Here is a 22,415-nt window from a genome sequence, read left to right as displayed (position 1 = left end):
GTTCACTCCCGTGGGGGGTGAGGGAATCTGGCACGACCAGATTCACACGGGCGATAACCCAGCGCATGTCGATCACTTACGCACCGTAGTTCTCTGCTGCTCATCGGCCGCGCCACCCGCGCCCACAAGTCCCGTACGCATCCCCGGCAACCGGGACGCGAACCGCCGCATCTCGCGCTGCCCCACGGTCCCGACGATCCCCGGCAAGTACCCCCGCACGCCCTGCATTCCGCGCAGCCACCACTGCCCGTACACATGGCTCGACCGCCGCTCGATCCCGGCCACGATCCGGTCCACCGCCGGTCCCAGCGGATACGTCTTGTTGGCCGGCCACGGCAGCCGCTGCCTCAACTCCCGCATGACGTCGTCCTGATCGGCCCCGCGCACCATGTCGGTGTCGGTCCAGGACAGATACGCGACGCCGACCTTCACGCCCTGGTGCCCGACCTCGGCGCGCAGACTGTGCGCGTACGCCTCGACGCCCGACTTGGACGCGCAGTAGGCGGTCATCATCGGCGCCGGAGTGATCGCGGCGAGGGACGCGATCTGCAGCAGATAGCCCCGGCTCTCGGTGAGCACCGGCAGGAAGGCGCGGGCGGTCACCGCGGAGCCGATGAGGTTGACCTCGATGACCCGCTGCCAGGCCCGCGGATCGGACTCGGCGAACGGCCCACCGGTCGCGACGCCCGCGTTGGCGACGACGATGTCGACCTTGCCGAACCGCTCCTTGACCTCCTGGGCCACCTTCGTCATGGCCACGTGGTCGGTGACGTCGGCGTACCAGTGCTCGCTCTCGCTGTGCAGCCGAGCGGAGACCTGCTTGAGCTCGTCCGGCTCCAGGCCGACCAGCGCCACCTTGGCGCCGCGCGCCGACAGCTTGCGGGCGAGCAGTTCCCCGACGCCCCGCGCGGCCCCGGTGACGACCGCGACGTGCCCCTCCAGGCTGACCCTGCTCATGCGCCCTCCTTGACCGGTTCCTCCGGCGCGTACGTGGTGACGAGTTCGCGTATCTTCCCGGTGACCAGCTCGGGAGCCTCCACCGGTGTCATGTGGCCGAGCCCGGGAAGCTCGGTGAGTCCGACGCAGCGCGGCAGCGCGGCGACCAGCGCACGGGCGTGCACCGGGGGCGTGAGGCGGTCCTGCGCGCCGACGACGACCGCCGTGGGCGCCTGCAACTGCCGTACGGCGTGGTCGAGATCGAGCAGGCTCAGTACGTGCGACCAGGTGTGGCGCACGGCGCGCGGGCAGGCGTGCACGATCCGCGCGCACGCCTCCACCATGTGCGGGGCGGAACCGGCGCCCATGGTGGCGTACTTGAGGATCCTGCGCGCCACGGGCGTGACCGGACCGAGGGGAGCGCGGGAGCCGAGGATGTGCCGGGTCAGCCAGGTCCGCAGGCGTCCCGCCCTGATCGGTACGACGGTCGACTCGGCGACCAGCCGCGAACTGCCCGTGCTGCACAGCAGGACGGCCGCCGCGTGCGCGCGGAAACGTTCCCGCTCGGCCGCCGCCATCACCGTCATGCCGCCCATGGAGTGCCCGGCGATCACGGCCCGCTCCCCGGGCGCGAGCGTCGCGGCGAGTACGGCTTCCAGGTCGTCGGCGAGGGCCTCCGTACCGCACGCGCGGCTCGCGGGGCTGCGTCCGTGGCCGCGCTGGTCGTAGGCGATGACGCGGTGGTCGACGGCGAGGGCGCGGATCTGCGCGGCCCAGAAGGCGGTGGAGCAGGTCCAGCCGTGCACCAGGACGACGGCGGGCGCGCGTTCGGGGCCGTGCACCTCGACGTGCAGGCGAGCGCCGTCGGCGGAGCTGACGGTCAGTTCGCGGGCGGGGACGGGTGGGGCGTAGGGGCCGGACGAGACGTGCAGCAGGCGGCTCATACGGCGGCCTCCCGCGCGGTCTCCTCGGCGGTCTCCCGCGCGGTCTCCTCGGTGACCCGTGCCGCGGACGGGCGCACTACCTCGTACTCGCCCAGATCCACCCGCCGCGTCGCGCGCCGGAACTCGCTCGTCGTACCGGGCCAGATGGTCGTGTTGCGGCCGCCCGCGTCCAGGTACCAGCTGGTGCAGCCACCGGTGTTCCACACCGTGCGCTTCATGCGCTCCTGCACCCGGTGGTTCCACGCGCGGACGGCGGAGGGGCGCGCGTCGAGTGCGACGCGTCCGCCGAGCACCTCCAACTGCCGTACGAAGTCGGCCATGTAGTTCAGCTGGGACTCGATCATGAGGATCATGGACGAGTTGCCGAGGCCGGTGTTGGGCCCGATGATCGTCATCCAGTTCGGGAACCCGGCGGCCGAGGCGCCGCGCAGGGCCTCCATGCCGCCCTTCCAGACCTCGGCGAGCGTCCGGCCGTCCGCCCCGACGACCCGCTCGGCGATCGGCATGTCGGTGACGTGGAAGCCGGTGCCGAAGACGATCGCGTCGACCTCGGCCTCGGTGCCGTCGGCGGCGACGACCGTCGAGCCGCGGATCTCGCCGAGCCCGCTCGCGACGACGTCCACATTGGGCCGTGCGATCGCCGGGTAGTAGTCGCTCGACAGCAGGATCCGCTTGCAGCCGATGCGGTAGTCGGGGGTGAGCTTGGCGCGCAGGGCCGGGTCCTTGATGGCGCGGGCCATGTTGCGCTTGGCCAGCTGCTCCACGAAGCCCAGCTCGCCCGGGCGCTTGGTGAAGGCCTGGACCTGCAACTCCCGGATGCCCCACAGCAGTCCGCGCCGGAGCTGGGTCGTCAGCGGAAGGGCGCGGTGCAGCCGGCGCTCGGCGCCGCTGATCGCGCGGTCGACGCGGGGCATCACCCAGGGCGGGGTGCGCTGGAAGAGGACGAGCTTCGACACGTCGGGCTGGATGGCGGGCACGATCTGGATGGCGGACGCGCCCGTGCCGACCATGGCGACCCGCTTGCCGCGCAGGTCGTAGTCGTGGTCCCAGCGGGCCGAGTGGAACACCTTGCCGGGGAAGGTGTCGAGCCCCGGGATGTCCGGGACCTTCGGGTCGGACAGCGGCCCGGTGGCGGAGACGACGAGGTCGGCGGTGAGGGTGCCGGACGCGGTCTCGATCTCCCACCTCAACTCGTCACCGTCCCAGGTCATCCGCTTCACCTCCGAGTTGAAGCGGATGTGCGGGCGCAGCCGGAAGACATCCGTGACGCGCTCCAGGTAGCCGCGGATGTGCTCCTGCCCGGAGAAGGTGCGCGGCCAGTCGGGGTTGGGCGCGAAGGAGAACGAGTAGAGATGGGACGGTACGTCGCACGCGCACCCGGGGTAGCTGTTGTCCCGCCAGGTGCCGCCGACGCTGTCGGCCCGCTCCAGGACGACGAAGTCGGTGATCCCTTCGCGGCGCAGCCGCACGGCGGCACCGAGCCCGCCGAACCCCGACCCGACCACCGCCACCCGTACATGCTCGTGCTCGGCCATACCGATGCCCCTCCATGCCGTTCCGCGACTCTGCGGCTCTGCGTACTGTGCGTACTCTGCGACTCTGCCAGTGAACACTGGCACAATCGGGAGACTAGAGGAGCGGCGTACTGATGGGTAGGGGTCGGTACGAGGAAAGTTACCGGCGGTACGACTTAGGGTTCGGACGTGGCAGACAAGCGTGAGTACCGCATGGAGGAGCTGGCCCGGCTGGCCGGCATCACGGTGCGCACCCTGCGCTTCTACCGCGAACGCAAGCTGATACCGCCGCCCCGCCGCGAGGGCCGTATCGCCTGGTACGACGACCACCACCTGGCCCGCCTGCGCACGATCGCGGCGCTGCTGGAACGCGGCCACACCCTCACCGGCATAGCGGAGCTGGCGGAGGCCTTCGACCACGGCCGGGGCGTCGCCGACCTGCTCGGCGTCGGCGCCCCCACCGAGGAGGAGCCGGTCCGCCTCACCCCCGAGGAGCTCGCCGCCCGCTTCGAGGGCGAGGTCACGCCCGAGAACCTGGCCGCCGCGATGGAACTCGGCTACCTCGGCACCGACGGCGACGAGATCGTCCACATCAGCCGCCGCCTGCTGGACGTGTCCTCGGCGCTGGTACGGGAGGGCATCCCGCTCGCGGAGGTGATCCGGGCGGGCAAGGAGGTCCGCTCACACGCCGACGCCCTGGCCGAACTCTTCGCCGACCTGGTCCTGCGCCACGCCTCGGAATCCGACCTGCCCCGCCTGCGCCCCCTGGCCCGCAGCGTGGTGGAGGCGGAGCTTTCGCTGGCGCTGGACCGGAGGATGCGCAAGGGCGCCTAGGACCGGTCGTAGACCACGGTCACCGGCGCGTGATCCGACCACCGCTCGCCATGGCTGGCGGCGCGCTCCACATACGCCTTGCGCGCCCGCTGGGCGAGCCCCGGCGTGGCGACCTGGTAGTCGATGCGCCATCCCGTGTCGTTGTCGAAGGCCCGCCCCCGGTACGACCACCAGGTGTACGGGCCCTCGACGTCCGGGTGCAGGGCGCGTACGACGTCGACGTAACCGCCGGACTGGGCGTCGAACACGGCGGTGAGCCACTCCCGTTCCTCCGGCAGGAAGCCGGAGTTCTTGGTGTTGCCGCGCCAGTTCTTCAGGTCCGCCCGCTGGTGGGCGATGTTCCAGTCGCCGCAGACGAGCACCTCACGCCCGTCGGCCGCGGCCCGCTCGCGCAGGCCCTTGAGGTGGGCGAGGAACTCGCCCATGAAGCGGACCTTCTCGTCCTGCCGCTCGGTGCCGACCTCGCCGGACGGGAGATAGAGGGAGGCGATCGTCACACCGGGCAGGTCCGCCTCGACGTAGCGCCCACTGCCGTCGAACTCGGCCGAGCCGAATCCGACCCGCACGGCGTCCGGTTCGCGCCGGGTGTACAGGGAGACGCCCGCGCGCCCCTTGGCGGCCGCCGGCGCGTGCACCACATGCCAGCCCTCCGGCGCCCGTACATGCTCGGGCAGTTGCTGCGGCTCGGCACGCACCTCCTGCAGGCAGACCACATCGGCCTGCGTACCGGCGAGCCACTCCACGAAGCCCTTCCTCGCGGCGGCCCGCAGCCCGTTCACATTCACAGAGGTCACAATGAGCACCGGGGCACCCTACCGGCACACTGGACAAAGTCCAGATTCCGATTTCGCATAGGTGTACGATCCCCGGCATGAATATACGTCGCGTCCCCTTCGACCACCCCGACGCCGTGAAGCTCAACGACGAGGTCCAGGCCGAGTACCACGAGCGCTACGGCGACGGCGGCGACGCCACCGCCCTCGACCCGTCGGACTTCCAGCCGCCGAACGGCGTGTACCTGATCGCCTACGACGACACCGACCGCCCCGTCGCCACCGGCGGCTGGCGCAGCCAGGACAAGAACGCCGAGGGCAACGAGGACGGCGACGCCGAGCTGAAGCGGATGTACGTGGTCAGGGAGCTGCGCGGCCGCGGCATCGCCCGGCGCATGCTCGCCGCCCTGGAGGACGACGCCCGCGCCGCCGGCCGTGTCCGCATGGTCCTGGAGACCGGCACCCAGCAGCCGGAGGCCATCGCCCTCTACACCTCCAGCGGCTACGAGCCGTGCGCCAAGTTCGGCTACTACCGCTCCTACGAGTCCAGCCGCTGCTACGCGAAGTTCCTCGCCTGACAAGGCCTCCGCACTCCCCTATCGACACCCTTGATGCGGGCATCGATTTCGTTCCCCACCGTGTTGTGGACCGGCTGTCACCCGAACTCGTAGGTTCCAGTACGTCAGCTTCGCCGACCTGCGGACGGGAGTAATGGACGAGATATCCCCGGCACGCTCCGGACGTTTCATCGTCACCAGCGTGTCATCAGATGCCCACATGTGGAACCTCGTATTTCTGCAGTTACTGCTGGAGGAACGAGGCGGGGAGGTGGTCAACCTCGGAGCGTGTGTTCCGGACGACGTGATCCTCGCCGAGTGCCGAAGAGTCCGCCCTGACGCGCTGGTGGTGAGCACCGTCAACGGCCACGGGCACCTGGACGGGCTCCGGCTCATCCAGCGGATCCGCTCCGATTCCGAACTGGCCGATCTGCGTGTGGTCATCGGCGGAAAACTAGGTATTCGAGGGTCCGAAAACGCTCGGTTCGGCACCGAGCTCGTAGCGGCCGGGTTCGACGCGGCATTCGAGGCGGAAGCCGGACTCGCCGAATTCGACGCCTTTCTCGGCGGGCTGGAAAAGGCACCTGCCCGTGAACTCGCCACGGCCGGCAGGGGGGCCTGAGATGAGCGGCTTCGAAAGCAACGCGCCTGCCCGGTCCGCTCCCGCCACGCCGTCGCCGATCGTGCCGGCCGGCGGCCGGTTCTCCCGCTTCGTCCGGCGCAGCCACGAACAGGGGCGCCTGGTGGTGCAGCCGCGGATGGGGTTCGCCGACTCGGCGACCATGCGGCGCGGTCTCGAGGCGGTGCGGGCGGTGCACGGGGCATCCGTCGGCACGGTCACCGTCGACAGCTACACCCGGGTCAACGACCACGACTCCGCCCGGCGGGCGCTGGAGCGGGGCGACGACCTCAACGGTTACCCCGTGGTGGCCCACGGCACGCAGGAGACCCGCCGCCTGCTGGAGGGTGTGGCCGGTGAGGACTTCCCCGTCCAGTTCCGCCACGGCTCCGCGCTCCCCCAGGAACTGTTCGCGGCGCTGGCCCGCGTCGGCGCGGACGCCACCGAGGGCGGCCCGGTCTCGTACTGCCTGCCCTACAGCCGGGTGCCGCTGCCGCAGGCGACGGCGGCCTGGGCCGAGTGCTGCCGCATCCTGGCGGACCAGCCGCGGACGGTGCACCTGGAGAGCTTCGGCGGCTGCATGCTCGGCCAGTTGTGCCCGCCCAGTCTGCTGATCGCCCTCAGCATCCTGGAGGGGCTGTTCTTCCGGGAGCACGGTGTGCGGAGCATCTCGGTCAGCTACGCCCAGCAGACCAGCCCCGAGCAGGACCTCGAAGCGCTCGCCGCGCTGCGCCGCCTCGCCGCGCAGTGGCTGGGGGACGTCGACTGGCACGTGGTGCTCTACACGTACATGGGGGTGTATCCGAGGACGCCGGTGGGCGCGTACCGGATGCTGGAGGACAGCGTCCGCCTCGCGGTCCGCAGCGGCACCGAGCGGCTCATTGTGAAGACCGCCGTGGAAGCGCACCGTATTCCGACCATCGAGGAGAACGTGGACGCCCTGGAGTTCGCGGCCGCCGTGGCCACCGACGAGGCACGCCACATCCCCTCAGAGCAAACGTTTCAGCAGACCGGCATCTACGAAGAGGCACTGCGGTTGATCACGTCGACGCTGGGCTTCGGCGGCGACGTCGGATCCGCGCTGGTGGGCGCCTTCGCCCACGGGCACCTGGACGTGCCGTTCTGCCTGCACCAGGACAACGCCAACCGCTCGCGGGCGGCCATCGATCCCGCGGGAACCCTGCGCTGGTCCGACCCGGGAGCCATGCCCGTGACCGGCTTCGGCGGACACGGCCGCGGACCGGTGACGGCGCACTCACTGATCGAGATGCTCGGCTACAACGAACGCCGCTTCGACCGCGAGGAGTTGGTCGGCGCCGCGGTGAGGGGGATGCTGTGACGACCGGAACGCACAACACTCTGAAAGCGGTGCGCGCGCACGGCAAGGTCCGGGCGGTGGTCAGCCAGGGAATCCGCGGCCTGTCCCTGCCCGACGCGCAGGGCACGTGGAGCGGGCTCGACGCCGACATCGCCCGCGCGGTGGCCGCGGCGGTGCTCGGCGACGCCGGTGCCGTGGAGTGGCTGCCGACGGACCCCGCCGAGCGGCTGGCACGGCTCACCTCGGGCGGAGCGGACGTGGCCACCTGCAACCTGTCGTGGACCCTGGGGCGCGAGGCCTCCCACCCCGTCCTGTTCGCCGGCGTCACCTGCTATGACGGGGAGGGCTTCCTGGTCCGGACGGCGGACGGGATATCCACCCCGGAGCAGCTGGCCGGGCGGCGGGTCGCCACCCAGGAGGGCACCACCACCGCGAGCAATCTGGCGGCGTGGTTCGGCGCGCGCGGGCTGAAGGTCGAGCCCGTCGCCTACGCCACCCCGGCCGAGGCGCTGGCCGGCTACGCGGACGGCGGGTGCGCGGCATACGTCCTGGACCGCATCGCGCTGGCCGGTGCCCGCGCCACGCTGCCCCGCCCCGCCGACCACACGGTGCTGGAGACCGCCATCTCCCGGGAACCCATGGCGCTCGCCGTCCGCGACGACGACCCGGCCTGGTTCCGGGTGGCCCGGTGGGTGTTGCAGTTCCTCGTCGCCGCCGAACACGCCGTCCGGGAGGACGGCTCGACGCAGGCGGCGTACGCCGCTGCCGAGTTGGCCGGCCGGCACGGACCCACGCTGGGTCTGGACGAGGGCTGGGCACGCCGTGTCCTCGACGCCGTCGGCACCTACGGCGACGTCTACGACCGCAACCTGGGCGCGGCCTCCGGCCTGGACGTCAGCCGTGGCACCAACGCCCTGTGGACCGACGGCGGCCTGCACTACCCCCTGCCCCTGCACTGACGTTTCGCCTGCTCGCACGCCCCGATCGACAGCCTTGATGCGGGCATCGATTTCGTTCCCCAGCCGGCCGTGGACCCGGACTGCCAGAAGTTCGTAGCTTGTTCGTAGGCCGGCTTCTCGGGGCCGGGCGATGCGGACCATCGCCGAGCCGCCGACCAGCACACCCCGCCTCACCGACCTCCACCCCGGACGCCGGGGAGACCCGTTTCCCCCCAGAGCAGGAGTATGACATGAGCACATCAGAAGCGACGGCACGTCAGGAGTCGCGTGGAGCAGTGGAACTGACGGCGGCCATGCTGCTGTCCGGCACCCTCGGCGTCTTCGTCGTCGAGTCCGGCGCCTCGCCGTTCAACGTGGTCTTCTACCGGTGCGTGTTCGGCACCCTCTTCCTCGGCCTGTACTGCCTGATCCGCGGCTTCTTCAAGAACCACGGCTTCACCGCGAAGAAGCTCGGCCTCGCCGCACTCGGCGGCGTGTTCATCGTGTTCAACTGGGCGTTCCTCTTCGAGTCCTACAGCTCGACGTCCATCTCCGTGGCCACCGTCGTCTACCACACGCAACCGTTCTTCGTGGTCATGCTCGGGGCCCTGCTGTTCAAGGACCGCATCACCGCGCACAAGGCGGGCTGGCTGCTCGTCGCCTTCCTCGGGCTCATCCTCGTCGCCGGCGTCTCGACGTCCGACCTCTCCGGCGGCAGCAGCTACCTGGTCGGTCTCGGATACGCGCTGCTGGCCGCCCTCTTCTACGGCCTGTCGACGATCATCACCAAGCGCGTCACCGGCGTGAAGCCCCACCTCGTCGCGCTGGTCCAGGTGCTGCTGGGCATCCCGCTGCTGCTGCCCTTCACCCAGCTCGACCAGAGCGCCGACTTCGGCACCGGCTGGGCCTGGCTCGTCGGCCTCGGCTTCATCCACACCGGCGTCATGTACGTGCTGATGTACTCCTCGTACCAGAAGCTGCCCACCTCGAAGATCGCCGTCCTGGCCTTCGTGTACCCGGCCGCCGCCATGATCTGCGACTGGGCCGTCTACGGACACCACGTCACCTGGACCCAGGCGCTGGGCATCCCGCTCATCGTGGCCGCCTCCCTCGGCATCAACCTCGGCTGGCGCCCCCGCCTCCGCGCGGCCTCCACCTCCGCCTCGGACTCCGACACCAGCACCCCGGCCCAGCCGACCCCGGCAGCCCGCAAGCGCACGACCGTCTGATCCCGGCGGCCCGCACCACACACCACCGCCTCGCCCGGCAGCCCAGTGCAACCACCGTCCGATCCCGGCACCCCGCACCGCACCACCGCCAGATCCCGGCAACCCCCCACCACACCACCGCCAGATCCCGACAGCCCAGCGCAACCACCGCCCGACCCCGGCAACCCCCACCACACCACCGCCAGATCCCGGCAACCCCCCACCACACCACCGCCAGATCCCGACAGCCCAGCGCAACCACCGCCCGACCCCGGCAACCCCCCACCACACCACCGCCAGATCCCGACAGCCCAGCGCAACCACCGCCCGACCCCGGCAACCCCCACCACACCACCGCCAGATCCCAACAGCCCAGCGCAACCACCGTCTGAAAGGAACCCCCGCCATGCCCCGCGTCACCGATCCCACCGCACCGCGCATCGCCCTGGTCGGCGCCACCGGAGTGGTCGGCACCACCCTCCTGCAGCTCATCGAGGAGCGCGGCTTCCGCTACCGCGACCTGCACCTGGTCGCCTCCGCCCGCTCGGCCGGGCGCGAGGTCACCGTGGAGGGCCACGCCTACCGCGTGCAGGACCTGGACGGCTTCGACTTCGCCGACGTCGACGTCGCCTTCTTCTCCGCCGGCGCCAGGGTGAGCAACACCTTCGTACCCAAGGCCGTCGCCCAGGGCGCCCTCGTCATCGACAACACCAGCGCCTTCCGGATGGACCCCGACATCCCGCTGGTCGTCCCCCAGGTCAACGCCCACGAACTGGACACCCGCCCGGCCGGCGGGATCATCGCCAACCCGAACTGCTCCACCATCCCGCTGGTCCGACTGCTCAAACCCATCGAGGAACGCTGGGGCATACGCCAGGCCGTGGTCAGCACGTACCAGGCAGCCTCCGGCGCGGGCTACTCCGGCATCGAGGAACTGCAAGCCGGCACCCGTACCGTCCTCGACGATCCCGACAGCGCCGGCGTGACCGGGACCTTCACCCCCTCCCTCGCCTTCGACGTCATCCCGAGCATCGACCGCCTCCTGGACGACGGCTTCACCTTCGAGGAGCAGAAGATGCTCCAGGAGTCCCGCAAGATCCTCGGCCTGCCGCACCTGGACGTCACCACCACCTGCGTACGGGTCCCCGTGGTCAACAGCCACTCGGAGGCGGCCTGGGTCGAGTGCCACAACCCCGTCGACCGCGACGAACTCGTCGGCCTGCTGGCCGAGCAGCCCGAGGTCACCGTCCACGACCCCAGCACCGAGGGCACCTTCCCCACCCCCCGCACCGCGGGCGACCCCAACCGGGTCCACGTCGGCCGCATCCGCGTGGCCGGCCACAACCCGCGTGGTCTGTGGCTGTGGATCGTCGCGGACAACGTGCGCATCGGCGCCGCCCTCAACGCGCTGCAGATCGCCGAGGCCCTCACCAGGCGAGGTGTGCTGTGACCACACCCGCCGTCCTGAAGTTCGGAGGCTCCACCTTCCCCACCCTGGGGGCCTACGCCGACCTCGCCACGGCCCTGCGGCAGCGGATCGAGGACGAGCAGCGGCCCATGGCCGTCGTCGTCAGCGCCATGCCCGGCGAGACCGAGAAGCTGCGCGGCCTGCTGCGGGAGACCAACCCGCAGCCGCAGGACGCCACCGTCGCCGGACTCCTCACCCTCGCCGACACCATCAGCGCCCACCTGCTCGCCACCGCCCTGCACCGGGCCGGAGTGACAGCCACCGTGCTCGCCGGCCACCAGCAGGGCCTCGTCACCGACAGCACGTTCATGTGGGCGAAGGTGGCACGGCTGGACGCCGCCCCGCTGCGGCAGGCCCTGGAGGAGCACGAGGTCGTCATCATCCCCGGCGGCCAGGCCGCCGACCAGCAGGGCCGCCCCACCTGGCTCGGCAAGAACAGCTCCGACCTGTCCGCGGTCCTCGTCGCCGCGGCGCTCGGCGCCGAAGCCTGCGAGATCCACTCGGACGTCGACGGCATCTACAGCGCGGACCCGAACGCGGTCACCGGCGCCCGTCTGCTGTCCGAGGTGACGTACGACACCGCCGCGCTGATGTCGCGGTACGGGGCGAAGGTCCTGCACCGCAGGTCGGTACGGACCGCCAAGCAGCACGGCATCACCCTGGTCTGCCGCCACAACCGGTCGCCCTTCCCCTCCGGCACGGTCATCAGCGCGGAGGGCGGCCCGGCGGCCGGAGTCGTACTCAACACGAAGTCCAGCGTCCTCGCCTACGACACCGCCGCCCAGGCCGATCTGGCGCACAGCGTCTTCCACACCGAGAACGTCGACACCGTGCGGCTGGAGGACGGACCGCACCTCGTGATCGTCGGCGGCTACCTGGACATCGAACACTTCCAGCGCGCCCACAACCTGCCCGAAGGCCGCGTCCTGGGCATCCCCGTCACCGAGATCACCGGGAGCCGGGCGACCACCCACATCGCCGCCGACCCCGAGGAAGCCCGCGATCTGGCGCAGAAGCTCCACGACGCACTGCCCGAGACCACCCTCGGGATCCGAGCCCTCTGACCCAACTCAGCGAAGGAGCAGTCACCATGACCACGACCACCGTCGAGACCAGCATCCGCACGCCGCAGACCCTGGGCCTGATCGAAGTTCCCGACGCCGCCCGGGACGCCATCGGACGAGCACTCGCCGCCGAGCCCGATCCGGCCCAGGACCCCGACCGGGCCATGGCGCGCTACCACCAGATCTTCGCCACCCTGCCACTCGAACTGCTCCAGCAGATACTGGACTTCGGCCGTCACAACGACGCCCCCGGCGTCGGCTACGTCCGCAACCTGCCCGTCGACGCGGAGCTGCCTCCCACTCCGGCCGACGGCGGCCCGGCCACCGGCAAGAAGACCTTCGTCGCCGAGGGCGTCCTGCTCGGCCTGTCCGGCCTGCTGGGCGAGCCGGTCGGATTCCTCACCGAGAAGAACGGTCAGCTCGTCCACGACGTCATCCCCGTCGAGGGCGGCGCGATGACGCAGACCAACCAGGGATCGACCGTCTTCCTCAACTTCCACAACGACATCGTTCACGACGCCATCGGCCGCTACGACGTCAGCAACCCCGACTTCCTCGTCCTCAGCTGCCTGCGCGCCGACCACGAGGGCATCGCCGCCACCCACTACGCGGACGCCCGGGACATCGTCCGCGCCCTCGACTCCCGCACCCTGGAGCTGCTGCGCAGCCCGCTGTTCCGGCTCAACGCGCCCGGCAGCTACGTACGCGACGTGGCCGGCGGACGCGAGGTGCTCTCCGACCCGGTCGCCATGATCAGCGGGCCCGAGGAGTTCCCCGAGATCTCCTCCTCCGCCAACGGCGTACGCGCCATGACCACCGCCGCCGAGGCGGCCCTGGACCGTCTTCAGGCCGCCTGCCGCGAGACCGCCCACCAGGTCCACCTGCGCCCCGGCGAGGCGCTGCTGATCAACAACCGCAAGGGCCTGCACGCCCGCACCCCGTTCACCGCCCGCTACGACGGTGCCGACCGCTGGCTGCAGCGGACCTACGTACGCCGCAGCCAGTGGACCATCCGCTACCGGCAGACCCCCGACAACCGCCGCGTGCACTACTGATCCGTCCGGTGGGGTGGGGTGGCCCGGGGGGAAACCAACACCCCCCGGGCCGCCCCACCCCCAGTCTGTGAGGAGGAAAGCGCATGGACGTCATGACGGCCGTACTGAGCCGCCGCAGCGAACACCATCTCGTCGAACCGGCCCCCACTGACGACGAGTTCGCCTACCTGCTCCGGGCCGCCGCCACCGCACCGGACCACGGCAGGCTGCGCCCCTGGCGGTGGATCCTGGTACGCGGTGAGGGACGCGCCGCCCTCGGCCGCTGCTTCGCCGACGACAGCTCCGCGCCCGCCCTCCAACGCGCCAGGACCGAGGCCAAGACCCGCCGGGCCCCGCTCCTCGCCACGCTGGTGTTCACACCGGTGACCGATCACCGCGTGCCCGAGTGGGAGCAGTTGGCCGCGACGAGCGCCATGGCCGGCTCCCTGGGCCTGCTGCTGCACGCCCGTGGCTTCGGAAGCATCTGGCGCACCGGCAGGTTCACCGAATCCCCGCAGGCCCACCGCCTGCTCGGCCTGGGGCCGAACGAACGCCTCCTGGGCTGGCTGTACATCGGCACCCCGGCAGAGCCGCAGCCGCCGAGACGGCGGACACCCGACGACGTCACCCACCGGATCTCCGTCTTCGCCCCCGAACCGGTGGCGGTGTGAAGTCCCTTCACGCGCCGGGCGTACCGCTCTCGTACCGCTCTCGTGCCGTTCTCTGCCGGGGGTCAGCCCGACTCGGCGAGCGGCCCGTCCTCCCGCATCAACCGCACCGCCTGGTCGATGAACAACTTCAGCTCCCGTGACAGCCGCCTGCCGCTGCGCCAGGCCAGCTGCGTATGGACGGAGAACGGGATGTCCCACGGCAGCGCCGTCATCTCCTCCTTCTCCAGTTCCCCGGCCACGGTCACCGCGGGAAGCAGCGCGACGCCCAGCCCGGACATGACGCCTCTCTTGATCGCCTCGATGGTTCCGAACTCGAGAAACGGCGTGGTCTCCGCGCCCCGCAGCTCCTCCTCGAACAGATCTCGGTAGGCGCATCCGGCCTCGGTGGCCAGGATGGACGCCGAGCGAAGATCGTGCAGTGACAGGTCCTGCCGTTGCGCCAACGGGTGGCCGGGGGCGGCGACGAGCACCAGCGGCTCCTCGGCCAACACCACGGTCTCCAGCCCCTGATGCCGGGTCTCCTGTTCCATCAGGAACCCGATGTCGAAGCTTCCCTGACGCAGTGCGTGACAGGTCTCGGCGCACAGACTCGGCCGCAGCGACAGCTGCACCTTCGGATAGCGGTGATGGAAGAACTCCAGCAGCGGCGGCATGCGGTACGAGGTGATGCTCTCCATCGTGCCGACCACCAGGGTCCCCGACGGACCGTCCCCGCCGGCGACGTCCGCACGAGCGGCTTCGGTCAGAGCCAGGATCTGCTCGGCGTACTCCAGCAGCTTCTCACCGGCCGGCGTCAGCCGGATGCGCCCGCCCAGCCGGTCGAAGAGCTCCACCCCCAGCGAGGTCTCTAACGCCCGGATCTGGGTCGTCACACTCGACTGCGCGTAACTCAGCTCCTCCGCGGCGCGGGTGAAGCTCAACAGCGTCGCGACCTTCTGAAATGTCACCAGGTGGCGTATCTCCACCGTGTTCCCCCTGTGAGTAAACGTTACGGCGTGAGGATCATGCCTTCCTCATGAGCTTTGTGCAGCACCCCAAAGACGACAAAACTACAGGTAGACACTCTTCGCTACGCAACGTGATGAGATTTGCGTCACGGTCGACCTCGGCTCGCCGCCCAACTCTCCCAGGAACAACGCCCCGACCCGCCACCGGCGGACGAACTTCCCCCGGCCCGCGGCGAGTCGAAAACGACGAGATCCCGACGATCGTGATGATCGCCGGGATCTCGTTGTGCAGTGGACCTGAGGGGATTTGAACCCCTGGCCCCCTCGATGCGAACTACGGGCGGGGAGGTTGCTGAGGTCTATTCGGCCGGTCAGCCGTGGTCCTGGGAGTGCTGCCAGTCGACTGCGGTCGGTGTGGTTGCTGTACTCCGCTGCTGTACAGCCACGTCAGCTACTTCCCGATGTTGATACGTATGCGCGATCATGCATCTCCTTGAGCTGCTTGTAAGCCTCATCTTCAAGCGACACTTGATCCCCTCGCCGCAGCGCGCCTAGGCAATCCAGTGCGTGCTCGACGAGAGGCGGCACGTAGCGGATCGGATGAGCACGCCGACTCATGGCGCCCCAGTTTTCGATCATGTGCAGGATGTCCACCAAGCGCTGCCGTACCTCGGAGTTGCGGACGCCTCGCGCTGCGATCGACAACGGGCCGATCAGGTCGTGGATGGGCTTTCCCCATGCTGCACGCTCTGCGTCGCTCCAATGCTTCACGTTCTCCGAAGGCGCGGACCTTGCATATTGGCTGATCTCCCACAGCCCGCTCTCAAGGCTCGTCATGGCAGCTAGCTCAGCTTCAGTACGGCGCAAATCCAGTGCCGCCTTCGCCTGGTGCTTCTGCACGAGGAATGATGTCGCACCTGAGGCAAGAGCACCGAGGAGCGTACCGACAACACCGAAGATCGCTGGCAACCAGATATCCACGGTCCAAGCTTGTCACGTGCCGATACGGGCGTGGTCCGCTTCCCAAGAGGTCGGTGGAGCGGCTTTGGGCTGGAGCTGCTTTGGGGCGAGTGATCATGGCCCCGTAAGCTGATGGCGAGTCGGGCAGTCTGTGGACCTGCCCGTTAAAGCACGACGTTGGGGCCATGATCTTAGAGGCTCGCCCCAAAGTGGCTGCCTAAAGCCGTGGAGCCGACCGCCCCAGCCACAGAGGGTTTCCCCATCCCACGCCCCCGCAGTCGCCGGCGCGCCGCCGGGCGGGGCCGCCGCTGGCGAAGACAGGGCGGCGGCCCCGCCGTACAGGCGGCGCGCTCCCGCGCCGTGCGCGGGGGACTTGATGAGGTAGAGAAACCCGTAACTCGGTACTACCGGGGGGCCGTTCGAGCGCCCACTGTCACTTTTACTGACAGTGCCACGGATTGGCGCGGGTACCTTCGTAGTGTCGAAGGGAACCCATGATGAAGGAACTGACCACGGGGCAACGGGTAGCAAGAGCACGGCGCCGTCTCGGCTGGGATCAAGCGCAACTGGCGGCCGCTGTCGATCGCTCCGTGAGCTGGGTCTCTAAGATCGAAACCGGTCGCCTTCCGCTCGACCGTATGAGCGTCCTCGGCCAGATCGCCGAAGTGCTCGGCGTAGAAGTCATCGAGCTGACGGGACAGCCGTATCGCCACGAGACTGCGGAACTCGACTCCGGTCACGCTGCTATCCCCGGCCTCCGCCTTGCCCTCCAACACGCGACCATGCCCGGAGGGGCGGCGCTGATCACGACGGCTGAACCCCCCACCCTTCCGGACCTTGCGGCGCGCGTTGCGGCAGCCGAAAGGCTGAGGCAGGATGCGAGGTTCACGGCCCTGGGTGACGTCCTTCCCCAGATCCTCCGTGAGCTGGTCATCCTCTGCGATACGGCCGATGGAGAGGACGTGCCTCGGGCTGAAGGGCTCATGCTTCGAGCGAGTCACATGGCGCGAGTGTCCTCCAACCTGCTCGGACATCATGATCTCGGCTGGAGCGCCGTTCAGCGTGAGCTGGTGGCCGCCGATCGGGCCGAGTCGCCCATTCTTCAGGCTGCCGCCCGTTGGGATCTTTGTGGTGTCTGGCTGCACGAAGGTGCGCTGAGCGCAGCACGTGACATGGCACGCAAGGCTCTCGATGACCTGGAACCTCACCTGGCCACGGAGGATCAGACGGTGCGTGCGTTGTGGGGTGCGATGCATCTTCGCGCGGCGGTTGCGTGGTCGCGGCTCTGGGATCGGTCGGAGGCCGAGTCGCACCTGACTGAGGCGCGCCAAGCCGCCGCCGGCGTACCGGAGGGCGGGAATGCCTTCCAGACTCAGTTCAACGCCGTGAATACAGAGATCCATTCAGTGGAAGTGAGCCTGGAGCTGGGGCATCCCCGTGACGTGCTCTCGCGCGCTGAGCTGGTCAACATCGCGCGGATTGCATCGGGCGAACGACAGTCGCACTTCTGGGTGTGCACGGCGGCCGGGCAGATGATGAACCGCAAACCGGCGCTTGCCGCCGACGCGATCCTGAAGGCCGACGCGATCGCCCCTCAGCACGTGCGCAACAGGCCGCTGGCCCGCAACCTCGTCGACGACCTGAGGTCGACCGACAAGCATTCGCACTCGGCGGAGATCAGGCGCCTCGCCACGAGCATGAAGCTGAGCTGATCACTACTGGAAGGGGGAAGACTGCCGTGAGGGTCGCGGACAGGGCACGGTTATTGATCGAGCTGCATGAGATCAGGAGGAAGCTCGCCGAAGCCACTCAACGTGTTGATCGGTTGTCTTCCTCGGTCAAGGACGCTCGTGAACCCGGTCTTCGAGTCGATCAAGCCGCGAGTTGATCAGCTCTAGGGCGGCTTTGATCTCGCTCAGCTCGTCGGCCATGTTGGCGTCCCGTTCGGCTGAGTCCGTGCCCACTGGGTCACTGGCCACGAACGTGCCGCGCCCTTGCTGGCTGACGATCAAACGTTCGCCCCTAAGGATGTCGAGGGCATGGCGGATCGTCATGGCGGCAACGCCGTAGTGCTCCGCCATCTTGGCGTTACCGTCGAGCTTCTGACCAGCCCTAAGAACTCCGGAAGCAATCTTCTTCCGAAGGTCGTCGGCTACTTGCTCGTAGGCGCTACGGGGATCGTCCTGGCTCACGGTCACGTCCCCAGGTTACCTAAGTGACCTAAAGAAATCTGCCCCTAGGTCTTGCGTACAGCCCTGGCGCAACTAATCTAGGTAACACAATAGAAGTTAGACAGGCTGATTACCTGCCTAAGCCCGGGGGCGGCGCTCCTACCGCCAAGCAGATTCGCCGCCCCCTTGTCCCCTGAGGGAGCTTCCATCATGCCTGCGACGCTCACCGCTTCGCACTCCGCAACCGGGAACGAACGTCTACGTGGCGCCATGGTCGCCGCCAACGTCACCATCGAGGGTCTGGCCGCACACCTGGGCATCGACGCCAAGTCGGTCGACCGGTGGCTGAACACTGACCGCACTCCGCACGCCCGCAACGCCGCAGCCGCCGCGAAGTACCTCGGCGCCGACCCCTACCACCTGTGGCCCAAGCTGGGTCAGCGGCACCGCTCGACACCGACCCCGCAGGATGAGGTCGTTGCCTGCTACCCGATGCGCAGCACCGTCCCCTACAGCCTGTGGCGCTCCACCCTGGCGAACGCCACCACGGTCATTGACCTGGCGGTCGCGAACCTGCTGTTCCTGGCTGATGCGGTGTGGGATCTGCCCGCCCTGCTGGCTGACAAGACGGCCGCCGGGGTCCGGGTTCGGATCATCACCCCGGAGAATCCGGCTGGACCGGTCACTGGCCTGGCCGACGTCTTCCCGTCACTGACGGCCACTCCCGGCTTACGTCTGGCCACTCATCCCGGTCTGCGCGCTGATGTGCTGCGGGCCGACGATGACCTGTTGGTCACCACGCCCGTGGACGGGCTGACCCCGGCGTTGGCTCCGGTGCTGCACCTGCGGCGGCTGGGCCCGGCTCCCATGGTCGGCGGTTACCTGGCCACCTTGGACCACCTGTTCGCCACTGCCACCCCGGCGCGTCCGGTGGCCCGTCTGCGGGCGGTGGTCGCATGACCGCCTCCGTCGTTGTCCCGCTGGCCGACCGGTCCCGTCCCGCCGTGCAGCCCCCGGTCAAGCGTCCGGCTGACTCGCCGCTGGCGCAGGCGCGTGCGGCCCGTGGCTGGTCGCAGCTGCAGGTGATCCGATCGCTGATGCGGCTGGCCGCCCATTGGGGCTGGCCGGTTGCCTCGGAGACCTCGTTGAAGGTCCAGCTCTCCCGCTGGGAGAACGGCGCCAACGAGCCGAGCCAGACCTATCAGGTCCTGCTCTGCGCGGTGCTGCGAGCCACCCCCGCCGAACTCGGTTTCGGGCGTGCTGCCTGTCCAGCTGCTCCGCTGGCCGGTGAGGACACGGCCGCGCTCGCTGATCGCGTACAGGCGCTGGAAACCCTGGTGATCCAGCTCTCTGCGCGGCTCGGGGCGGTGGTCGCGTGATCTACTTCCCCGACCCCGAGCATGCGGCCGAGGCAGCCGACGAGGACCGCAGCACCATGATCGCCTGCTGGCTGACCGTCAACGAGAACGGCCCGCGTGATGCGTTCTGGACGTTGTTGGACGACGCTCTGAACGCGGAGGACTGGGCCAAGCTCACCGGCCAGTACCCGCCCCCCGGGCACGGCTACCCGAGGGAGGACCACGCGTGACGGTCTTCCCCGTCGTCCCTGAGGCCGTGGCCGGTGCTGCGGCCTCCCTGGGCACCGACCCCATCACCCTCGCCGACCTGCTCCGGGTGGCGAACGCGCCCGGCTTCGACCGCTGGCAGGAACAGATCCGCCGTACCGGCGGCTGCTCCAACCCCATCCGCCTGATGGGCCAGACCGTCACCCGCGATGCCAAGACCGGTGACGTGCTGTACTCCTACAGCACCGAGCACGAGCCGGGCGGCATGCTCCGGGTCGCCTGCGGCAACCGGCGGGCTTCGCGCTGCCCGGCCTGCGCCTGGACCTACGCCGGGGACGTCTACCACCTGATCCGTGCCGGGATCACCGGTGATCCCCGGATGGGCATCCCCGGCGAGATCCGCCAGCACCCCGGCGTGTTCGCCACCCTCACCGCCCCCTCGTTCGGCCCGGTCCACAACCGGCCCGACATCGGCCGCTGCCGTTGCGGCACCCAGCACCCTGCCGACGATCCGGCCCTGGGCACGGCGCTCGATCCGGAGCGGTACGACTACGCCGGGGCGGTGCTGTGGAACAACCACGCAGGCGACCTGTGGCGGCGCTTCACCATCTATCTGCGCCGCGAGATCGCCGCCCGCGCTGGCCTGACCCAAGCCGCGATGCGGGAGGTGTGCCGGGTCTCCTTCGGCAAGGTCGCCGAGTTCCAGAAGCGCGGCTCTGTCCACTTCCACGCGGTCATCCGCCTGGACGGCCCGGCCGGACCCCACGACGCTCCCCCGGCCTGGGCGACCGTGACCCTCCTGGACGATGCGATCCGGGCCGCTGCTGCTCGCGTCGCCGTGCCGGTTCCCCCCGCCGGCGCTTTCTCCGGACGCACCCTCCGGTGGGGATCGCAAGTGGACGTGCAGGGCATCGGCGGCATGGACACCGTGGAACTGACCGATCAGGCGGTCGCCTCCTACGTCGCCAAGTACGCCACCAAAGCCGCCGAGACCACCGAGACCGTAGACCGCCGGATCGGGGAGCTTGCGGAACTAGACCGGCTGTCCCTGCCCGAGCACACCCGCCACCTGATCGAAGCCTGCCGGGCGCTCGATGACGCCTACCCGGACCGACTGCTGTGGCGCTGGGCTCACATGCTCGGCTTCCGCGGTCACTTCATGACCAAGTCCCGGGCCTACTCCACCACCCTGACCGAACGCCGCCAGGTCCGCGCCGACTACCGCGCCCGCCAAGAACGCCACGAACGCGGACTTCCCGAACACCTCGACGAAACGGAGGGATCAACCCTGGTGCTCGCGCACTGGACCTACGCAGGACAAGGCCACACCCCCGGCGAGTCCTGGCTGGCTGCCTCGATCGCTCGGGACATCCGCTTGAACCGCGAAACCGCTCGGGAAGCTCTGCAAGACCAACTGGACTGGGAGGAAGTAGCAGCATGACCGCCACCGTGATCACACGGAAGTGGCACACCACAGCGGAGGTTGCGGCCATGCTCGGCTTCGGCCTCTCCAAGACCAAAATGCTCGTCCTCACGGGAGAGATCCGCTCCGTGAAGATCGGTCGCAACCGGCGCATCCTGCCGGAGTGGGTTGACGAGTACGTTCAGCGCGTCGCCTCCGGATCTGAGGGGGTGTCAGCATGAGCGGCAAGCGCGGTAACGGCGAGGGCTCGATCTATCCGTACAAGAACGGTTTCGCCGCGTACGCCTGGGTGACCACCCCGGAGGGACAGCGCAAGCGGAAGTACGTCTACGGCAAGACACGCGAAGAGGTCCACGACAAGTGGATCAAGCTGCATGCTGAGGCCAAGGAAGGGCCGGTATCCACGTCCACGCCGACGGTGGCCCAGTACCTCACGCGGTGGCTCAGGGAGGTCGTAGAGCCCGATCTGAAGCCCAAGACGGCCGAGACGTACGCGATGCACGTCCGGCTCTACATCGCGCCGGGGCTGGGCTCGAAGCGGCTCGACAAGCTGACCGTGCGAGATGTGCGGAACTGGGTGAACACCCTCTTGGATCAGTGCCAGTGCTGCGCTCAGGGCCTGGACGCGAAGCGAGATGAGCCGCGCTGCTGCGCTGCCGGTGAATGCTGCGAGCGCATCCCGTCACGTCGCACGGTGCAGGATGCTCGCGCGGTCCTGCGGTCAGCGCTGACCAACGCCATGACGGAAGAGCTGATCTCGAAGAACGTGGCGGGCCTGGTCAAGGTGCGATCGGCACGGAAGAAGAAGCGTCACCCGTGGTCCGTGGAAGAAGCTCGCCAGTTCCTTGAGTCGGCCAGCACGGCCCGTGACCCGCTGTACGCGGCCTACGTGCTCATCCTCGTGCTGGGCTTCCGGCGCGGTGAGGTGCTGGGCCTCACCTGGGAAAACGTGAACCTGGACGCCGGAGAGATCACCGTGCAGATGCAGCTACAGCGGATCAATCGGCGCCTGGTCCATGACGAGACCAAGACCGAGGCGTCGACGGCCACGCTCCCGCTGCCGCAGATCTGCGTCACGGCGCTCCAACTCCAGCTGAAGAAGCAGGAGTTGGCGAAGCAAGCGGCCGGTGAGCTGTGGACGGAATCCGACTTCGTGTTCACGACCCGCTACGGCACGCCGTACGAACCCCGCAACTTCAACCGGCTGTTCGTCGCTCGGTCGGAACGTGCGGGTGTCCGTCGTATCCGTCTGCACGACACCCGGCACACGTGCGGCTCGCTCCTCGCTGCCCTCGACGTACACCCCCGGATCGCGATGCAGATCCTCCGCCACAGCAAGATCGCGGTGACGATGGAGGTGTACACGCACGTCCCATCCGAGGCGACTCGCCGGGCACTTCGCAAGCTCGGCAAGCACCTTGGGAAGCGAGATCCAAAGTAGTTGCTGTACTTCGCTGCTGTACGGCACGTC

24 protein-coding genes are annotated in these 22,415 nt (G+C 69.2%); 17 read left to right on the top strand and 7 right to left on the bottom strand.

What is annotated here, in order from left to right; genetic code table 11:
* Positions 1–72 precede the first annotated feature (72 nt).
* The 3 genes from I2W78_RS23045 to I2W78_RS23035 are packed head-to-tail and all read right to left on the bottom strand — an operon-like array spanning position 73 to position 3,415.
* Positions 73–957 carry an SDR family oxidoreductase gene (locus I2W78_RS23045; RefSeq protein ID WP_196462168.1) on the bottom strand — a complete coding sequence of 295 codons (885 nt, stop codon included), beginning with the start codon at positions 955–957 and terminating at the stop codon, positions 73–75.
* Positions 954–1,880: an alpha/beta fold hydrolase gene (locus I2W78_RS23040; protein ID WP_196462167.1), complete on the bottom strand. Its 927-nt coding sequence runs from the start codon at positions 1,878–1,880 to the stop codon at positions 954–956. Before I2W78_RS23040 ends, I2W78_RS23045 begins: the two co-directional genes overlap by 4 nt.
* Positions 1,877–3,415: a flavin-containing monooxygenase gene (locus I2W78_RS23035; protein ID WP_196462166.1), complete on the bottom strand. Its 1,539-nt coding sequence runs from the start codon at positions 3,413–3,415 to the stop codon at positions 1,877–1,879. The genes I2W78_RS23040 and I2W78_RS23035 overlap by 4 nt, the downstream gene beginning before the upstream one ends.
* 168 nt (positions 3,416–3,583) lie before the next feature.
* On the opposite strand from I2W78_RS23035, the gene I2W78_RS23030 reads away from it, so the two are divergent.
* The gene (locus I2W78_RS23030) at positions 3,584–4,228 is read left to right on the top strand and encodes a MerR family transcriptional regulator (protein WP_196462165.1); all 645 of its coding nucleotides are present in this window, start codon (positions 3,584–3,586) and stop codon (positions 4,226–4,228) included.
* Here I2W78_RS23030 and I2W78_RS23025 read toward each other — a convergent pair.
* Positions 4,225–5,031, bottom strand: coding sequence for an exodeoxyribonuclease III (locus I2W78_RS23025; protein WP_196462164.1), 807 nt, complete (start codon positions 5,029–5,031; stop codon positions 4,225–4,227). The two genes, I2W78_RS23030 and I2W78_RS23025, sit on opposite strands and share 4 nt — an antisense overlap.
* A gap of 68 nt (positions 5,032–5,099) precedes the next feature.
* On the opposite strand from I2W78_RS23025, the gene I2W78_RS23020 reads away from it, so the two are divergent.
* From I2W78_RS23020 to I2W78_RS22980, 9 genes are all read left to right on the top strand, one after another.
* Positions 5,100–5,579: a GNAT family N-acetyltransferase gene (locus I2W78_RS23020; protein WP_196462163.1), complete on the top strand. Its 480-nt coding sequence runs from the start codon at positions 5,100–5,102 to the stop codon at positions 5,577–5,579.
* 133 nt (positions 5,580–5,712) lie between these two features.
* Entirely contained in the window at positions 5,713–6,180 is a 468-nt protein-coding gene (locus tag I2W78_RS23015) for a cobalamin B12-binding domain-containing protein (protein WP_196462162.1), read from the top strand.
* Between the two features lies 1 nt (position 6,181).
* The gene (locus tag I2W78_RS23010) at positions 6,182–7,516 is read left to right on the top strand and encodes a methylaspartate mutase (protein ID WP_196462161.1); all 1,335 of its coding nucleotides are present in this window, start codon (positions 6,182–6,184) and stop codon (positions 7,514–7,516) included.
* On the top strand, positions 7,513–8,454 hold the full coding sequence (locus I2W78_RS23005; RefSeq protein WP_307783749.1) for a transporter substrate-binding domain-containing protein: 942 nt from the start codon (positions 7,513–7,515) through the stop codon (positions 8,452–8,454). Before I2W78_RS23010 ends, I2W78_RS23005 begins: the two co-directional genes overlap by 4 nt.
* A gap of 230 nt (positions 8,455–8,684) precedes the next feature.
* Positions 8,685–9,662, top strand: a complete 978-nt coding sequence (locus I2W78_RS23000; protein WP_230885556.1) for a DMT family transporter — start codon at positions 8,685–8,687, stop codon at positions 9,660–9,662.
* 385 nt (positions 9,663–10,047) lie between these two features.
* Entirely contained in the window at positions 10,048–11,091 is a 1,044-nt protein-coding gene (locus I2W78_RS22995) for an aspartate-semialdehyde dehydrogenase (protein ID WP_196462160.1), read from the top strand.
* Positions 11,088–12,173, top strand: a complete 1,086-nt coding sequence (locus tag I2W78_RS22990) for an amino acid kinase family protein (RefSeq protein WP_196462159.1) — start codon at positions 11,088–11,090, stop codon at positions 12,171–12,173. The genes I2W78_RS22995 and I2W78_RS22990 overlap by 4 nt, the downstream gene beginning before the upstream one ends.
* 26 nt (positions 12,174–12,199) lie before the next feature.
* Positions 12,200–13,228, top strand: coding sequence for a TauD/TfdA family dioxygenase (locus I2W78_RS22985; RefSeq protein ID WP_230885555.1), 1,029 nt, complete (start codon positions 12,200–12,202; stop codon positions 13,226–13,228).
* Between the two features lie 83 nt (positions 13,229–13,311).
* Positions 13,312–13,878, top strand: a complete 567-nt coding sequence (locus tag I2W78_RS22980; protein WP_196462158.1) for a nitroreductase family protein — start codon at positions 13,312–13,314, stop codon at positions 13,876–13,878.
* Positions 13,879–13,940: 62 nt separating this feature from the next.
* Here the strand turns inward: I2W78_RS22980 and I2W78_RS22975 are convergent, their stop codons facing one another.
* Together I2W78_RS22975 and I2W78_RS22970 are read right to left on the bottom strand one after the other, a co-directional pair.
* On the bottom strand, positions 13,941–14,825 hold the full coding sequence (locus tag I2W78_RS22975; RefSeq protein ID WP_307783748.1) for a LysR family transcriptional regulator: 885 nt from the start codon (positions 14,823–14,825) through the stop codon (positions 13,941–13,943).
* Positions 14,826–15,272: 447 nt separating this feature from the next.
* Positions 15,273–15,806: a hypothetical protein gene (locus tag I2W78_RS22970; protein WP_196462156.1), complete on the bottom strand. Its 534-nt coding sequence runs from the start codon at positions 15,804–15,806 to the stop codon at positions 15,273–15,275.
* A 473-nt stretch (positions 15,807–16,279) separates the two neighbouring features.
* On the opposite strand from I2W78_RS22970, the gene I2W78_RS22965 reads away from it, so the two are divergent.
* The gene (locus I2W78_RS22965) at positions 16,280–17,497 is read left to right on the top strand and encodes a helix-turn-helix domain-containing protein (RefSeq protein ID WP_196462155.1); all 1,218 of its coding nucleotides are present in this window, start codon (positions 16,280–16,282) and stop codon (positions 17,495–17,497) included.
* Between the two features lie 126 nt (positions 17,498–17,623).
* Here I2W78_RS22965 and I2W78_RS22960 read toward each other — a convergent pair whose 3' ends face one another.
* On the bottom strand, positions 17,624–17,983 hold the full coding sequence (locus tag I2W78_RS22960; protein WP_196462154.1) for a GntR family transcriptional regulator: 360 nt from the start codon (positions 17,981–17,983) through the stop codon (positions 17,624–17,626).
* 183 nt (positions 17,984–18,166) lie between these two features.
* On the opposite strand from I2W78_RS22960, the gene I2W78_RS22955 reads away from it, so the two are divergent.
* Genes I2W78_RS22955 through I2W78_RS22930 form a run of 6 tightly spaced genes read left to right on the top strand, consistent with a single transcriptional unit; the run spans position 18,167 to position 22,385 of the window.
* On the top strand, positions 18,167–18,916 hold the full coding sequence (locus I2W78_RS22955) for a helix-turn-helix domain-containing protein (RefSeq protein WP_196462153.1): 750 nt from the start codon (positions 18,167–18,169) through the stop codon (positions 18,914–18,916).
* Positions 18,913–19,335, top strand: coding sequence for an XRE family transcriptional regulator (locus I2W78_RS22950; protein ID WP_196462152.1), 423 nt, complete (start codon positions 18,913–18,915; stop codon positions 19,333–19,335). Before I2W78_RS22955 ends, I2W78_RS22950 begins: the two co-directional genes overlap by 4 nt.
* Positions 19,332–19,544 (top strand): hypothetical protein, encoded by a 213-nt coding sequence (locus I2W78_RS22945; protein WP_196462151.1) that lies wholly within the window; start codon positions 19,332–19,334, stop codon positions 19,542–19,544. Before I2W78_RS22950 ends, I2W78_RS22945 begins: the two co-directional genes overlap by 4 nt.
* Entirely contained in the window at positions 19,541–20,962 is a 1,422-nt protein-coding gene (gene repSA / locus I2W78_RS22940; RefSeq protein ID WP_374222695.1) for a replication initiator protein RepSA, read from the top strand. The genes I2W78_RS22945 and repSA overlap by 4 nt, the downstream gene beginning before the upstream one ends.
* Positions 20,959–21,165: an excisionase family DNA-binding protein gene (locus tag I2W78_RS22935; RefSeq protein WP_196462150.1), complete on the top strand. Its 207-nt coding sequence runs from the start codon at positions 20,959–20,961 to the stop codon at positions 21,163–21,165. The genes repSA and I2W78_RS22935 overlap by 4 nt, the downstream gene beginning before the upstream one ends.
* A complete protein-coding gene (locus tag I2W78_RS22930) occupies positions 21,162–22,385 on the top strand; it encodes a site-specific integrase (RefSeq protein WP_196462149.1) in 1,224 nt (407 codons plus the stop codon). The genes I2W78_RS22935 and I2W78_RS22930 overlap by 4 nt, the downstream gene beginning before the upstream one ends.
* Positions 22,386–22,415 lie beyond the last annotated feature (30 nt).

This window comes from Streptomyces spinoverrucosus, assembly GCF_015712165.1.
GTDB classification, from domain to species: domain Bacteria; phylum Actinomycetota; class Actinomycetes; order Streptomycetales; family Streptomycetaceae; genus Streptomyces; species Streptomyces spinoverrucosus_A.
This window is presented reverse-complemented; position numbering and strand designations above follow the sequence as displayed.

What these genes read in the sequence shown, in the direction of transcription:
- I2W78_RS23045 (WP_196462168.1), bottom strand. Translation starts at nt 957, where the DNA reads ATGAGCAGGGTCAGCCTGGAGGGGCACGTCGCGGTCGTCACCGGGGCC.
- I2W78_RS23040 (WP_196462167.1), bottom strand. Translation starts at nt 1,880, where the DNA reads ATGAGCCGCCTGCTGCACGTCTCGTCCGGCCCCTACGCCCCACCCGTC.
- I2W78_RS23035 (WP_196462166.1), bottom strand. Translation starts at nt 3,415, where the DNA reads ATGGCCGAGCACGAGCATGTACGGGTGGCGGTGGTCGGGTCGGGGTTC.
- I2W78_RS23020 (WP_196462163.1), top strand. Translation starts at nt 5,100, where the DNA reads ATGAATATACGTCGCGTCCCCTTCGACCACCCCGACGCCGTGAAGCTC.
- I2W78_RS23015 (WP_196462162.1), top strand. Translation starts at nt 5,713, where the DNA reads ATGGACGAGATATCCCCGGCACGCTCCGGACGTTTCATCGTCACCAGC.
- I2W78_RS23010 (WP_196462161.1), top strand. Translation starts at nt 6,182, where the DNA reads ATGAGCGGCTTCGAAAGCAACGCGCCTGCCCGGTCCGCTCCCGCCACG.
- I2W78_RS23000 (WP_230885556.1), top strand. Translation starts at nt 8,685, where the DNA reads ATGAGCACATCAGAAGCGACGGCACGTCAGGAGTCGCGTGGAGCAGTG.
- I2W78_RS22995 (WP_196462160.1), top strand. Translation starts at nt 10,048, where the DNA reads ATGCCCCGCGTCACCGATCCCACCGCACCGCGCATCGCCCTGGTCGGC.
- I2W78_RS22985 (WP_230885555.1), top strand. Translation starts at nt 12,200, where the DNA reads ATGACCACGACCACCGTCGAGACCAGCATCCGCACGCCGCAGACCCTG.
- I2W78_RS22980 (WP_196462158.1), top strand. Translation starts at nt 13,312, where the DNA reads ATGGACGTCATGACGGCCGTACTGAGCCGCCGCAGCGAACACCATCTC.
- I2W78_RS22965 (WP_196462155.1), top strand. Translation starts at nt 16,280, where the DNA reads ATGATGAAGGAACTGACCACGGGGCAACGGGTAGCAAGAGCACGGCGC.
- I2W78_RS22955 (WP_196462153.1), top strand. Translation starts at nt 18,167, where the DNA reads ATGCCTGCGACGCTCACCGCTTCGCACTCCGCAACCGGGAACGAACGT.
- I2W78_RS22950 (WP_196462152.1), top strand. Translation starts at nt 18,913, where the DNA reads ATGACCGCCTCCGTCGTTGTCCCGCTGGCCGACCGGTCCCGTCCCGCC.
- I2W78_RS22935 (WP_196462150.1), top strand. Translation starts at nt 20,959, where the DNA reads ATGACCGCCACCGTGATCACACGGAAGTGGCACACCACAGCGGAGGTT.
- I2W78_RS22930 (WP_196462149.1), top strand. Translation starts at nt 21,162, where the DNA reads ATGAGCGGCAAGCGCGGTAACGGCGAGGGCTCGATCTATCCGTACAAG.